14 protein-coding genes are annotated in these 12837 nt (G+C 70.2%); 8 read left to right on the top strand and 6 right to left on the bottom strand.

Features of this window, described 5'->3' with window-relative positions; all coding sequences use genetic code 11:
• Positions 1-5: 5 nt before the first annotated feature.
• The gene (locus GT755_RS37820; protein WP_328794759.1) at positions 6-386 is read right to left on the bottom strand and encodes a hypothetical protein; all 381 of its coding nucleotides are present in this window, start codon (positions 384-386) and stop codon (positions 6-8) included.
• A 35-nt stretch (positions 387-421) separates the two neighbouring features.
• Here GT755_RS37820 and GT755_RS37815 point away from each other — a divergent pair, with 35 nt between their 5' ends.
• Both GT755_RS37815 and GT755_RS37810 read left to right on the top strand, forming a co-directional pair.
• Positions 422-1375 carry a diacylglycerol/lipid kinase family protein gene (locus GT755_RS37815; protein WP_161484358.1) on the top strand — a complete coding sequence of 318 codons (954 nt, stop codon included), beginning with the start codon at positions 422-424 and terminating at the stop codon, positions 1373-1375.
• Between the two features lie 275 nt (positions 1376-1650).
• Positions 1651-1905 (top strand): WhiB family transcriptional regulator, encoded by a 255-nt coding sequence (locus tag GT755_RS37810; RefSeq protein ID WP_030456449.1) that lies wholly within the window; start codon positions 1651-1653, stop codon positions 1903-1905.
• A gap of 53 nt (positions 1906-1958) precedes the next feature.
• Here the strand turns inward: GT755_RS37810 and GT755_RS37805 are convergent, their stop codons facing one another.
• Positions 1959-3437: a PAS domain-containing sensor histidine kinase gene (locus GT755_RS37805; protein ID WP_161484357.1), complete on the bottom strand. Its 1479-nt coding sequence runs from the start codon at positions 3435-3437 to the stop codon at positions 1959-1961.
• Positions 3438-3537: 100 nt separating this feature from the next.
• On the opposite strand from GT755_RS37805, the gene GT755_RS37800 reads away from it, so the two are divergent.
• From GT755_RS37800 to GT755_RS37780, 5 genes are all read left to right on the top strand, one after another.
• Positions 3538-4689 carry an 8-amino-7-oxononanoate synthase gene (locus tag GT755_RS37800; protein ID WP_161484356.1) on the top strand — a complete coding sequence of 384 codons (1152 nt, stop codon included), beginning with the start codon at positions 3538-3540 and terminating at the stop codon, positions 4687-4689.
• On the top strand, positions 4686-5411 hold the full coding sequence (locus GT755_RS37795; protein WP_030456446.1) for a GntR family transcriptional regulator: 726 nt from the start codon (positions 4686-4688) through the stop codon (positions 5409-5411). Before GT755_RS37800 ends, GT755_RS37795 begins: the two co-directional genes overlap by 4 nt.
• A 10-nt stretch (positions 5412-5421) precedes the next feature.
• Entirely contained in the window at positions 5422-6144 is a 723-nt protein-coding gene (gene bioD / locus GT755_RS37790) for a dethiobiotin synthase (RefSeq protein WP_161484355.1), read from the top strand.
• Positions 6141-7133, top strand: a complete 993-nt coding sequence (gene bioB, locus GT755_RS37785; protein ID WP_161484354.1) for a biotin synthase BioB — start codon at positions 6141-6143, stop codon at positions 7131-7133. The genes bioD and bioB overlap by 4 nt, the downstream gene beginning before the upstream one ends.
• A gap of 75 nt (positions 7134-7208) precedes the next feature.
• Positions 7209-8843 carry an acetolactate synthase gene (locus GT755_RS37780; protein ID WP_161484353.1) on the top strand — a complete coding sequence of 545 codons (1635 nt, stop codon included), beginning with the start codon at positions 7209-7211 and terminating at the stop codon, positions 8841-8843.
• A gap of 40 nt (positions 8844-8883) precedes the next feature.
• Here GT755_RS37780 and GT755_RS39010 read toward each other — a convergent pair whose 3' ends face one another.
• Both GT755_RS39010 and bsaP read right to left on the bottom strand, forming a co-directional pair.
• Entirely contained in the window at positions 8884-10506 is a 1623-nt protein-coding gene (locus GT755_RS39010; RefSeq protein WP_202611019.1) for a serine/threonine protein kinase, read from the bottom strand.
• Between the two features lie 139 nt (positions 10507-10645).
• The gene (bsaP, locus tag GT755_RS41745; RefSeq protein ID WP_062357937.1) at positions 10646-10828 is read right to left on the bottom strand and encodes a biotin synthase auxiliary protein BsaP; all 183 of its coding nucleotides are present in this window, start codon (positions 10826-10828) and stop codon (positions 10646-10648) included.
• A gap of 47 nt (positions 10829-10875) precedes the next feature.
• Here bsaP and GT755_RS37765 point away from each other — a divergent pair, with 47 nt between their 5' ends.
• Complete coding sequence (locus GT755_RS37765) at positions 10876-11259, top strand: thioesterase family protein (protein WP_161484351.1); 384 nt, start codon at positions 10876-10878, stop codon at positions 11257-11259.
• Here the strand turns inward: GT755_RS37765 and GT755_RS37760 are convergent.
• Complete coding sequence (locus GT755_RS37760) at positions 11249-11458, bottom strand: biotin/lipoyl-binding carrier protein (RefSeq protein ID WP_156046122.1); 210 nt, start codon at positions 11456-11458, stop codon at positions 11249-11251. The genes GT755_RS37765 and GT755_RS37760 overlap by 11 nt on opposite strands.
• A 33-nt stretch (positions 11459-11491) precedes the next feature.
• On the bottom strand, positions 11492-12823 hold the full coding sequence (locus GT755_RS37755; protein WP_161484350.1) for an acetyl-CoA carboxylase biotin carboxylase subunit: 1332 nt from the start codon (positions 12821-12823) through the stop codon (positions 11492-11494).
• Positions 12824-12837: the final 14 nt, after the last annotated feature.

Raw genomic sequence — 12837 nt, 5'->3', positions numbered from 1 at the left:
AGCCCTCAGCCGTCGCCCATGAGGGCGTGGGTCGTGGGCGGCGCGAGAAGAGTGACGAGAATCACCGCGGCCGCGACGATCAGCGGCACCCCCCAGGCGAGTTGCCCCGCCTGGATCAGGCTGATCGCCAGAGGGATGGCGAAGATCTGGGTGACCACGGCGGGCCCCCGGCTCCAGCGCATCAGCTGGAGGATGCCCCACGCGACCCACACGAGCCCGGCGCCCACGGCCAGCGCGAACCCGGCCAGCACGAGTGAGCTCATGATGTCGTCGGCCGCGCCGATCAGGGTCTCGTAGGCGACCCAGCCGCCGATCGCGACGGCGGTCAGTCCCTCGATCGCGACGGCGACCGCCGCGACGAGGAGGGTGAAGGGACGGTTCTGCACAGTTGGTGAGACTACCCGTCGCATAACCTTCAGGCATGCGGGCACTTCTGCTGGTCAACCCCAAGGCGACCTCGACCAACCGGCGCACGCTCGACGTCCTGCTGCGGGCGCTCGGAGCGGCGGTCGACCTGGAGGTCGCCGAGACCGGATACCGGGGGCACGCGTCGGTCCTGGCCTCCCACGCCAAGGAGAAGGGCTTCGACGCGGTGGCCGTCCTCGGCGGCGACGGAACCGTCAACGAGGTGGCCAACGGGCTGATGGCGGCCGAAGAGCGGGCCAAGATGATCATCATTCCGGGGGGCAGCGCCAACGTGCTGGCGCGGGCGCTCGGGCTGCCGAACAACCCGGTCGAGGCCACCGGCGCGATCCTGGAGGCGCTGCGCGAGGGCCGGTCACGCACGATCAGTCTCGGACTTGCCGAATGGGATGTTAGAGATTCCGGCACCGGGGCAGTGGCAGAGTCTCGCTACTTCACATTCTGTGCCGACCTGGGCTGGGACGCCGAGGTCATCAGGGCGGTCGAAGGCCTGCGCAGCGCCGGTTACCGGGCTTCGCCGACGCTGTACGTGCAGACGGCCCTGCGGCACTACCTCATGACCGACCGGCGGCATCCGGCGATGACCTTGAGCCGGCCGGGGCAGCGCGACGTACCGGGGATCTTCCTGGCGATCGTCTCCAACACCGCGCCCTGGACGTTCGTCGGAAGCCGGCCGGTCAACCCGACGCCGTGGGCCGGGTTCGACACCGGCCTCGATCTGCTGGCGATGACGAAACTGCGGTTGCCGGCCGTGGTGAACCTGCTCCGCCAGATCGTCGGCGACCCTCAGGGATTGCCGACGGGTAAACACCTCGTTCAAGCACATGACGAGAGTGTTTTCACCATCGAGGCGGTTCGGCCCGTCGCACTCCAGCTTGACGGCGACTACCTGGGAGAACGGGAAAGGGTGACATTTCGCTCTATCCCGGACGCGTTACAAGTTCTGGTCTAGACAGTTACAAGCGGTCATAGTGTGACGCATCCGACAGCTAGGACCCGCAAAACCTTCCCCCAAACCTCTTGTGTGCTGTAGGAGTGGCTGAAAAGCTGAACGCGACGTCGGAACGTAGGACCTTTACGAGAGCCACAGCTCACGCCAAGGTTCCCGGCGATCGTCATCGCGAATCTCGTCCCTCAACTTTTCGGGCGGCCGTTCGCGTCAGCTAGTGAATCTGTTCACAAAGGTGCAGGAGCCGCCCAGGCTCCACTTACGAAGGAGTGGAACGCATGGACTGGCGCCACCGCGCTGCCTGCCGTGACGTGGACCCCGAGCTGTTCTTCCCGATCGGCAACACCGGGCCCGCGTTGATGCAGATTGAAGAGGCCAAGCAGGTCTGCCGCCAGTGCACGGTCAGTGAACTGTGCCTGAAGTGGGCTCTGGAGTCGGCTCAGGACGCCGGCGTCTGGGGCGGCCTCAGCGAGGACGAGCGTCGCGCACTGAAGCGCCGCACCGCCCGGGCCCGTGCCCGTGCCAACGTCTGAATTCATACAACCGAATTAGAGCGTGCCCGCATTGCGCGATTGTTGCGCACGGGTCAAATCCGGTGAATGTCGTTGGTGGGAACGTTCACCGGAATGCTGAGGACGACTTCCGTGCCGCCGCCTTCTCGCGGGGCGATGTCAAGGCGCCCGGACAGTTCTCCCACGACGAGGGTCCGCACGATCTGCAGGCCCAGATTGCTGTTCGTCTCGATGTCGAATCCGGGCGGCAGCCCCTGACCCTCGTCGGCGATCACCATTTCGAGCGTGTCCTGATGGCGCTCCACCCGGACCTGCACGTTGCCGGGCCGCCCGTCGAGCCCGTGTTCCACGGCGTTCTGCAGCAACTCGGTGAGCACCATCGCGATCGGCGTGGCCACCGCCGCCGGCAGGATGCCGAACGTGCCCGCGCGCCGCAGCGCGACCTGGGCCACCGACACCTCGGCCGTCATCTGGATCACCCGGTCGGCGATCTCGTCGAAGGCGACCAGCTCCTCGGGCATCTGCGCCAGGGTCTCGTGCACGATCGCGATTGATCCGACCCTTCGCACCGCCTCGTCGAGCGCGGCCCGTCCCTCGGGCACCCGCAGGCGGCGCGACTGGAGCCGCAGCAGCGCGGCCACCGTCTGGAGGTTGTTCTTGACCCGGTGGTGGATCTCCCTGATCGTGGCGTCCTTCGTCAGCAGCTCGCGCTCCCGGCGGCGCAGCTCGGTCACGTCACGCACCAGCACCAGCGCGCCTATCCGGCCCCCGGAGATGATCAGCGGGATGGCCCGGAGCTGGACGACCGTCCCGCCGCGCTCCACCTCGGTCTCCCTCGGCACCTTGCCGCTGGCGACCAGCATCAGGTCTTCGTTGATCGGCTCGTCGCGGTAGCAGAGGTCGGCCGTCGTCTTCCCGAGCTCCGAGCCGACGAGGTCGGCGTGCAGCCCGAGGCGGCGGTAGGCGCTCAGCGCGTTGGGCGAGGCGTAGGTCACCCGCCCGGCCCGGTCGAGCCGCAGCAGCCCGTCGCCCACACGCGGCGACCGGACCAGCATCGGCTCGTCGCCGTGGAAGGGGAACCGGCCCTCGGCGACCATCTGGGCCAGGTCGGAGGCGCTCTGGAGATAGGTCAGCTCCAGCCGCGAGGGCGTACGCGCCGAAGAGAGGTTGGTCGAGCGCTGGATGACCCCGATGAGCGGCCCGTCGAGGGCGCGGCGGACCGGGATGGTCTCCTCGCGGACCGGCACCCCGGTCGACCAGTCGGGGTCGCCCTCGCGGCAGATCCGCCGCTCCTGCCAGGCCGTCTCGATCAGCGGCCGCTCGTTGCGGGCCACGAAGGAACCGACGACGTCGTCGTGGTAGACCGTCGGGCCGGTCGTCGGCCGCATCTGGGCGACCGCGATCCAGCCCTCTTCGGCGGGGATCCACAGGATGAGGTCGGCGAAGGACAGGTCGGCCAGCAACTGCCAGTCGGAGACCAGCGAATGCACCCATTCGAGGTCGGCGGAGGACAGATCGGTGTGCTTGGCCACCAGGTCGCTGAGAGTCGGCACCACTGCATCATGCGTGCTGAGCAGGCCCGAACGCCAATCGGGACCCCGTGCGGCACACGGGGGCGTCGTCTCGGGACATCGCACCTGGCATCATCTCTCCATGCATGGGCCGATCGATCGACTTCGCCAGGCCGCCGAGCGCCGCGCCGCCGCCGGCCTGACCCGGGCGCTGCGTCCGCGCTCGCCCGACTTCGACGGGCTGCTCGACCTGGCCTCCAACGACTATCTGGGGCTCTGCCGCGATCCCCGGCTGACCGAGGCGGCCGTGGCGGCGACCCGCGAGTGGGGCACCGGCGCGACCGGCTCGCGACTGGTCACCGGGAGCACCCGGCTCCACCACGAACTGGAGGAGGCCCTCGCGGCCTTCACCCACTCCCCCGGCGCGCTGGTGTTCTCCTCCGGCTATCTCGCCAACCTCGCCGCCGTGGCGACGCTCGGCAGGAACGGGCTGGTCGTCTCCGACGCGGGCAACCACGCCTCGATCGTCGACGCGTGCCGGCTCGCCCGCGCCCGCGTCGTGGTGACCCCCCACGGTGACGTCGGCGCCGTCGAGCGGGCGCTGGCCGGCCGCGCGGAGGAGAACGCCGTGGTGGTCACCGACGCGGTGTTCTCCGTCGACGGCGACCTCGCGCCGCTGGGGGCGCTCTCGGAGGTGGCCGTACGGAATGGAGCGCTCCTGGTCGTCGACGAGGCGCACGCCCTCGGCGTCGTCGGGGAATCCGGCCGCGGGGCGGTTCACGAAGCCGGACTTGCGGGGAATGTTCACATTGTGAGAACCGTCACGTTGTCGAAGTCGCTCGGCTCCCAGGGCGGCGCCGTGCTGGGCGCGCCGGAGGTGATCGACACCCTCGTCGACACCGGCCGGTCGTTCATCTTCGACACCGGTCTCGCCCCCGCGAGCGCCGCAGCGGCCCTCACCGCGCTGCACATCCTCGAAGAGGAGCCTGACCTGCCGAAACGAGCCCGTGAAATCGCCCTCGCACTGGCCTCGGCCGCCCGTGAACTCGGGTTCGAGACCACCGAGCCGGCCGCCGCCGTGGTGCCGGTGGTGCTGGGCGACCCCCACCGGGCCCTGGCCGCCGCCGCGACCTGCGCGGACCACGGTGTGAAGGTCGGCTGCTTCCGACCCCCTTCGGTTCCCGATGGGCGGTCTTGTCTAAGGTTGACCGCTCGGGCCAATCTGGGGTCCGAAGATCTCGCGGTGATCGGGCGCGCGCTCGCAGCCGTGGCCGGAACGAAGGTGACCGCGTGACCGAAGACACTCCCCGGGTGCCGAAGTACTACGACGTCAAACGTAGCCTGCTCGAGCTCACCAAGAGCCTGCCCGCCGGGAGTGCCCTGCCCCCCGAGCGCACCCTCGCGGTGCGCTTCGAGACCTCGCGCACGACGGTACGCCAGGCGCTGACCGAACTCGTCGTCGAGGGCCGCCTGATCCGCATCCAGGGCAAGGGCACCTTCGTCGCCCAGCCCAAGGTCGCCCAGGTGCTCCAGCTCACCTCCTACGTCCAGGACCTGCGGACCGTCGGCCTCGAACCCGACACCAAGATCCTCGACATCTCCTACATCACCGCCGACGAGGCCCTCGGCCGGCGGCTGGCCATCAACCCCGGCGGCCGGGTGCTGCGCATCCACCGCCTCCGCCTGGCCAACGGCGAACCGATGTCGATCGACACCACCCATCTCTCGGCGCGGCGATTCCCACGGCTGCGGCGCGAGCTGGAGGGCCACCCCTCGCTGTACGAGACGCTCCACAACGCCTACAGCGTCCGGCTCTCCGACGCCGAGGAGATCATCGAGACGGTCCTGGCCACGCCCTACGACTCGCAGGTGCTCGGGGTCGACATCGGCCTGCCGATGCTGATGCTGACCCGCCACGCCTTCGACGCCGACGGCAACCCGGTCGAGTGGGCGCAGTCCCTCTATCGGGGCGACCGCTACAAGTTCGTCACGCGGCTGCGGCGTCCGACTCCGTAATCTTGGCCGGATGAGCGTTCTTGTGGTGACCGGCACCGACACCGGTGTCGGGAAGACCGTGGTCACGGCCGCCGTCACGGCCCTGGCGATCGAGCGGGGCGGCCCCGTCGCGGTGGTCAAACCGGCCCAGACCGGCGTCGGGAAGGACGAGCCGGGCGACCTCGACGAGGTGATCCGGCTCTCCGGCGCGACGAACACCTTCGAGTTCGCCCGCTACCCCGACCCGCTGAGCCCGGCCGCCGCCGCGCGGGTGTCGGGGCTGCCCGCGCTCGACCTGGCCGAGACGGCCAGGCGCGTCACCGAACTCGCCGAGTCCCACCCGCTCGTCGTGGTCGAGGGCGCCGGTGGTCTTCTCGTACGTTTCGACGAAGAAGGCGCCACCCTGGCCGACCTGGCCCACACGCTGAAGGCGCAGGTGCTGGTCGTGGCGCGGGCCGGGCTGGGCACGCTGAACCACACGGCGCTGACGCTGGAGGCGATGGCCAACCACGGGCTCGACCTGGCCGGAGTGGTCATCGGGTCGTGGCCGGCGGAGCCGGGGCTGGCCGAACGGTGCAACGTCGCCGACCTGGAGATGCTGGCGGCCAGGCCGCTGGCGGGGGCCGTACCGGAGAATGCCGGGCTGCTGAAGAGGCAGGCGTTCGGCCGGGTCGCGCGGGCCTCGCTGGGGGCGCCGCTGGGCGGCGCGTTCGACCCGTCGGCTTTCCGGACCGCCCTTAGGATTCACCAATGACCATCCTGGAGATCGCCAGAACGCAGGTGCTCGACGAGGGCAGGGGCTTGACGCGGGAGCAGGCGCTCGAATGCCTGAACCTGCCCGACGAGAGCCTGCCCGACCTCCTCGCCCTCGCCCACGAGGTGCGGATGAAGTGGTGCGGCCCGGAGGTCGAGGTCGAGGGGATCATCTCCCTGAAGACCGGCGGCTGCCCGGAGGACTGCCACTTCTGCTCGCAGTCGGGCCAGTTCACCTCTCCCGTGCGCTCCGTGTGGCTGGACATCGACGAGCTGGTGAAGGCCGCCGTCGAGACCGCCCAGACCGGCGCCACCGAGTTCTGCATCGTCGCGGCCGTGCGCGGGCCCGACAAGCGCCTGATGGACCAGGTCCGCGAGGGCGTCAAGGCCATCAAGGAGGCCGTCGACATCAACGTCGCCTGCTCGCTGGGCATGCTGACCCAGGCCCAGGTCGACGAACTGGCCGAGATGGGCGTCCACCGCTACAACCACAACCTGGAGACCTGCAGGTCCCACTTCGGGAACGTGGTCACCACCCACACGTGGGAGGAGCGCTGGGACACCTGCCTGATGGTGCGCGAGGCCGGCATGGAGTTGTGCTGCGGCGGCCTCATCGGCATGGGCGAGTCGATCGAGCAGCGCGCGGAGTTCGCCGCCCAGCTCGGCGAGCTCCAGCCCGACGAGGTCCCGCTCAACTTCCTCAATCCCCGTCCCGGCACGCCCTTCGCCGACTACCCGGTCGTCGAGGGCGCCGAGGCCCTGAAGACAATCGCGACCTTCCGCCTCGCACTGCCGCGAACCATCCTCCGGTACGCCGGCGGACGTGAGCTGACCCTTGGCGACCTGGGCACTCGTGCGGGCATGATGGGTGGCATCAACGCGATCATCGTGGGCAACTACCTGACCACCCTCGGCCGCCCCCCAGCCGAAGATCTGGCTCTGCTGACCGACCTGAAGATGCCGATCAAGGCCCTGTCCCAGACGCTTTAGACCAGGAGGGTTCGTTCGCCCGCGGCCAGGGCAGCTCGTAGGGTCCACTAGTTAACCGACTGGTAGGTTTCACGAATGAGCAAGCACGCGGGCGACGTCGCTGTCGGCGTCTCCAAGGCCTACGGCGTCGAGACGATGTTCACCCTCTCGGGTGGCCACGTCTTCCCCCTCTACGACGGCGCCGTCCACGAAGACATGCGCATCCTCGACGTACGCCATGAGCAGAGCGCCGTTTTCGCCGCCGAGGCGACGGCGCGGCTCACTCGCAAACCGGGCCTGGCGGTGCTCACGGCCGGGCCCGGCATCACCAACGGGGTGTCGGGCGTGGCGACCGCCCACTTCAACGGCAGCCCGGTCGTGATCCTCGGCGGCCGGGCCCCGCAGTCACGCTGGGGCTCGGGCGCGCTGCAGGAGATGGACCACCCGCCCCTGTTCGACTCGATCACCAAGCTGGCCTTCACCGGTTCCGGCGCCGACTCGATCGGCCAGGACGTCGAGATGGCCTACCGCACCGCGCTCGCCCCCCATCGCGGCCCGGTGTTCCTCGACTTCTACATGGACCACCTGTTCGCGCCCTCCCCCGCGGTCGAGACCGAGACGCTCGCGCCCTCGCCGCTGGAGCCCGACACCGACCACCTGGCCGCCATCGCCGCGCTGATCGCCGAGGCCGAGCGGCCGATGCTGGTCGTCGGCTCCGACGTGTGGATGGACCGCGCCGAAGAGGCCGCGCGCGACTTCGCCGAGGAGTTCCGCCTGCCGGTGGTGCCCAACGGCCAGGGCCGCGGCATCCTGCCCTCGGGCCACGAACTCCTGGTCACCCGCGCCCGCGGCCTCGCGTTCTCGCAGGCGGACCTGGTCATCGTGGCGGGCACCCCGCTCGACTTCCGGCTCAACTACGGCTGGTTCGGCGGCAAGGAGGGGGCTCCGCTGGCCCGGGTCGTCCACCTCGCCGACGCGCCCTCCCAGCTGGCCACCCACACCGGTCTGTCCGGTTCGGCGGCGGGCGACCTGTCGCTGCTCTTCTGGGGCCTGGCGGCGGCGTGCCGGACCGCGAGCGTGAAGCCGCGCGACGAATGGACCACCAAGCTCGCCGAGGCGGCCAAGGCGGCCATCGCCGAAGACGCCGAACTGCTCGCCTCCGACAGCGACCCGATCCACCCGATGCGCATCTACGGCGAGCTCAACCGGCAGCTCGCCGACGACGCCGTCGTCATCGGCGACGGCGGCGACTTCGTCTCCTACGCCGGCAAGTACGTCGAGCCCAAGCGCCCCGGCCACTGGCTCGACCCCGGTCCCTACGGTTGCCTGGGCACCGGCCTCGGCTACTCCATCGCCGCCCGGCTGGCCCGCCCGTCGTCGCAGGTCGTGCTCCTGCTCGGCGACGGCGCCGCCGGCTTCTCGCTGATGGACGTCGACACGCTGGTCCGCCACAAGCTGCCGGTCGTCATGATCTGCGGCAACAATGGCATGTGGGGCCTGGAGAAACACCCCATGCAGATGTTGTACGGCTACGACGTCGCCGCCGACCTCCAGCCCCAGTGCCGCTACGACCAGGTCGTGACCGCGCTCGGCGGGGGCGGCGAACTCGTCACCAAGCCCTCCGAGATCGGCCCGGCGCTGAAGCGGGCGTTCGAGTCGGGCGTGCCCTACATGGTGAACATCGCGACCGACCCCGACATCGCCTACCCGCGCAACACGACCGGCGTCTGACGACATGGCGGTGACGGGCCTCCCGTCACCGCCCCCTTCGTCAGGGGCTCGTGGCCGCGCCCGACGACGTCGCGGTGGGCGTCGGCGACGGCGACGGGGAGGCCGCCGGGCAGGCGATCCGCCGCACGAAGACGGTCACCGTCGAACCGACCGGCGCCTGCGTCGAGGCCTTGGGGTTCTGCGAGTAGACCTCCGTGCAGCCCAGACCGGTGTCGCCCTTGGTCTGGAACGAGCCCTGGAAGCCTTGCTTGAGCAGCGCCGCCTCGGCCGCGTCGGCCGACAACTTCCAGAGCGTCGGCACGGCCCGCATCTCCTTGGTCGGACTCGGCGACGGCTTCGGGGTCGGCTTCGGCGAGGGACTGGGTGAGGGGCTCGGCGAGGGCTCCTCGGAGGGCTCCTCCGACGGTTCCTCGGTCACCGGCGGCTTGGTGGTCGGCGTGGGCCTAGGGGTCTTGCGAGTCCTGCTCGGGCTGGGACTCGGTGCGGAGCTCGTCGCCTCTGCCGCGACGTGCTGCGACCCCGGTGACTCCCCAGGCGCTTCGCCGGGGTTGTTGATGATGTTCACGCCCGCCCAGCCGATGCCCACCGACGCGAACACCGCCGCCACGACGGCGACGATCGTCAGGCCGCGCTTGCTCTTGTTCTGCTTGCGCCGCCCGCCCTGACCGGCCGACGGCGTCTCGGGCGTCGCCGCGGTCGTGCGGAAGCTGCCGGTCGCCGGGTAGGCGCCCGTCGCGGCGTAGGCGCCGGTCGCCGGGGGTTCGTACCAGTCGCCCGTCTTCGGGAACACGCCGGAGTTGGGCTGGGCCGCGTTGGGCTGGGTCAGCGACGCGCCGGGGTTGGCGGCCTGGCGGGCGGCCTGGCTCATCGCGGCCGCCGTCGGCCACCGCTCGGCCGGCGACTTCAGCAGGGCACGCTCCACCACGTGGCGGATGTGCGGCGGGATGTCGGCCGGCAGCGGCGGCGGCTGCTCGCGGATGTGCTTGAGCGCGATCGTGACCGGGGTGTCGCCGTCGAAGGGGCGGCGACCGGCCAGGCACTCGTAGGCGACCACGCCGAGCGCGTAGATGTCGACGGCCGGGGTCACCGGCTCGCCCTCGGCCTGCTCGGGCGCGCAGTAGGCGGCGGTGCCGAGCACCATGCCGGCGTCGGTCAGCCGGCTCGCCGCGTCGGAGCGGGCGATGCCGAAGTCGGTGAGGACGAGGGTGCCGTCGGCCTGCACGAGCAGGTTGCCCGGCTTCACGTCGCGGTGCACGATGCCCCGGTCGTGGACGGCCTGGATCGCCGCTGCGGCCTGCCCGATGAGCTCCATGACCGCTTCGGGGCGGATGCGCCCTATCCGGAGCAGCAGCCGGTCGAGCGGCTCGCCGTCGACGAACTTCATCACCAGGTAGGCGGTCGGGCCGTCACCCGGGACGTCGGTCACCCCGTAGTCGTAGACGTCGACCACGCCGGGGTGGTTGATGAGGGCCATGGCGCGCGCCTCGCCCTGGAAGCGCGCACCGAAACCGGGGTCGTCGAGACGGCCCGGGAGCAGTACCTTGACGGCGACCGTACGCGCGAGGACCGTGTCTTCCCCGCGCCAGACCTCGCCCATTCCGCCAGCGCCGATGCGCTGGTCCAATCGGTAGCGCCCGGCCAGCGTCGTCCCTTGGGCAACCATGCCCCCGGATACCCCCTATGTCACTGACCACTGTCGTGCCGGAAGTCTAGCGGGCACCGGCAAAATCGGCCGGTAAGCCCAGATCTCCCAGGAATCCCTCACCATAACGGTCAGAACACAGGTTTGGTTCAGGTTGTGTTCAGGCTGCGGTGAGCCCGTGTTGCGAACAACGCGCCGACCAGCCCGTCGGCGTCACCTGGACGGTCATCCGGCGGCGGCACTTGGCGCAGTAGCGAGGCGGCTCCATCTCACGGGCGCCCTGACAGGCCCCGTGGTCGCCGTCGTCCGAAAGGCCCCCGCAGTGGTCGCAGTAAAGGTCCACGTCACACCTTTCGATCAGTTGGAGGGTCGAACTACTAGCATCCCACCATGGCGCTCACGCCCGGACTGCGGGCCAATCGGTTGATCATGGTGGAGAAGAGTGACACCGCGGAGAGGCTCGGCAGCGGCGACGTGCCCGTGCTGGGCACGCCGAGGCTGCTGGCCCTCGCCGAGGGCCTGACCTGCGAGGCGATCGGCGGGCAGCTCACGCCGGAGCAGACGTCGGTCGGGACGCGGGTCGAGTTGAAGCACCTCGCGGCGAGCGGGCTGGGCGCCCACGTCGAGATCTCGGCCGAGCTGACCGAGGTCGAGGGGCGCCGCCTGGTCTTCGCCTTCACCGCGGCCCACCTCGACGGCTCGGTCGTCGCCACCGGCGTGATCGAGCGGGTCGTGGTCGACCGCGAGAAGTTCCTCTCACGCGCTACTCGATGACGGCGATCAGGTCGCCTTCCTGCACGACGTCGCCCTCGGACACCTTGATCGCGACCACGCCGTCGTCTTCGGCGATGACCGGGATCTCCATCTTCATGGATTCCAGGATGACCAGGGTGTCTCCGTCGGACACCGTCTCACCTTCGGCGACGACGACCTTCCAGACGTTCGCCACCATCTCCGCGCGTACCTCAGCCACCGCTGTCTCCCATCAAACCTCTGTCGTTCCGGATCACGATCTCATGCGGGACACCAGACCGGTGTCATAGTCGCCGCTGACGAACTCGGGGTGGTCGAGGAGTTCGGCGCAGAACGGCAGGTTGTGCTTCGGCCCGGAGATCGTGAAAGCCGCGACGGCCGCCCTGCCGCGCTCGATCGCCTCGGCGCGGGTGGCGCCGTAGACGCAGAGCTTGGCCATCAGCGGGTCGTAGAAGGGGGTGACCGTGTTGCCGGCCTCGTAGCCGGAGTCGACGCGCACGCCCTCACCCGACGGCTCCACCCACTGGGTGACGTGGCCGGGCCCGGGCAGGAAGCGCTTGGGGTCTTCGGCGTACACGCGGAACTCGATGGCGTGGCCGCGCGGGGTGGCGTCGATGTCGACGTCCTCGCCGGCGGCGATGCGGAGCTGCGCGGCGACCAGGTCGACGCCGGTGACCAGCTCGGTGACCGGGTGTTCGACCTGGAGGCGGGTGTTCATCTCCAGGAACACGAAGTCCTGCGCGTCGGCGTCGACGAGGCATTCGACGGTGCCGGCGCCCCGGTAGTTGACCGCCGCGCCCGCGCGGGCCGCCGCCGCGAGCATGCGCTCGCGCAGCTCGGGGGTGATGCCCGGGGACGGCGACTCCTCGACGACCTTCTGGTGGCGGCGCTGCACCGAGCAGTCGCGCTCGCCGAGGGCCAGCACGCGGCCGTCGTTGAGGCCGAGGATCTGCACCTCGACGTGGCGGGCGCGCTCGATGTAACGCTCGAGCAGGATCGCGGGCGTGCCGCCGAAGCGGGCTGCCGCGCGGGAGGCCTGGTCGAAGGCCTTGGCGAGGGTGCCCTCGTCGTGGGCGACGCCCATGCCGATGCCGCCGCCGCCACCGGCGGTCTTCACCATGACCGGGTAGCCGATCTTCGCGGCGGCCTTGGTGGCCTCCTCGATCGTGGTGACCGGTTCACGGGTGCCCGCGGCGACCGGCACACCGGCGGTCTCCATGAGGTTGCGGGCGTTGATCTTGTCGCCCATCTGGACGATGGCCTCGGGCGAGGGGCCGATCCACGTCAGCCCGGCGGCCATGACGGCGCGGGCGAACTCGGCGTTCTCGGAGAAGAAGCCGTAGCCGGGGTGGATCGCCTGCGCGCCGGTGGCGCGTGCGGCGGCCAGGACCTGGGCCTGGTCGAGGTAACTCTGCGCCGGATTGGCCGGGCCGATGTTCACCGACTCGACGGCCTCACGAACGAAGGGCAGGTCGGCGTCGGCCTCGGAGTGGACGGCGATCGATCTGATCCCCATCTCGTTGAGGGTCCGGATGATCCTGCGGGCGATTTCGCCGCGATTGGCGACCAAGACTGACTCGAACACGCAGCCAACCTTAC

Source organism: Herbidospora solisilvae (genome assembly GCF_009901565.1).
GTDB classification, from domain to species: domain Bacteria; phylum Actinomycetota; class Actinomycetes; order Streptosporangiales; family Streptosporangiaceae; genus Herbidospora; species Herbidospora solisilvae.
Note: the sequence above shows the minus strand (reverse complement) of the source record. Positions and strands in the feature narration are given on the sequence as shown.

Bases quoted from the DNA above. Each gene is read 5' to 3' on its own strand.
- GT755_RS37815 (WP_161484358.1), top strand. From the start codon at position 422: ATGCGGGCACTTCTGCTGGTCAACCCCAAGGCGACCTCGACCAACCGG.
- GT755_RS37810 (WP_030456449.1), top strand. From the start codon at position 1,651: ATGGACTGGCGCCACCGCGCTGCCTGCCGTGACGTGGACCCCGAGCTG.
- bioB (WP_161484354.1), top strand. From the start codon at position 6,141: ATGACCATCCTGGAGATCGCCAGAACGCAGGTGCTCGACGAGGGCAGG.
- bioD (WP_161484355.1), top strand. From the start codon at position 5,422: ATGAGCGTTCTTGTGGTGACCGGCACCGACACCGGTGTCGGGAAGACC.
- GT755_RS37765 (WP_161484351.1), top strand. From the start codon at position 10,876: ATGGCGCTCACGCCCGGACTGCGGGCCAATCGGTTGATCATGGTGGAG.
- GT755_RS37780 (WP_161484353.1), top strand. From the start codon at position 7,209: ATGAGCAAGCACGCGGGCGACGTCGCTGTCGGCGTCTCCAAGGCCTAC.
- GT755_RS39010 (WP_202611019.1), bottom strand. From the start codon at position 10,506: ATGGTTGCCCAAGGGACGACGCTGGCCGGGCGCTACCGATTGGACCAG.
- GT755_RS37800 (WP_161484356.1), top strand. From the start codon at position 3,538: ATGCATGGGCCGATCGATCGACTTCGCCAGGCCGCCGAGCGCCGCGCC.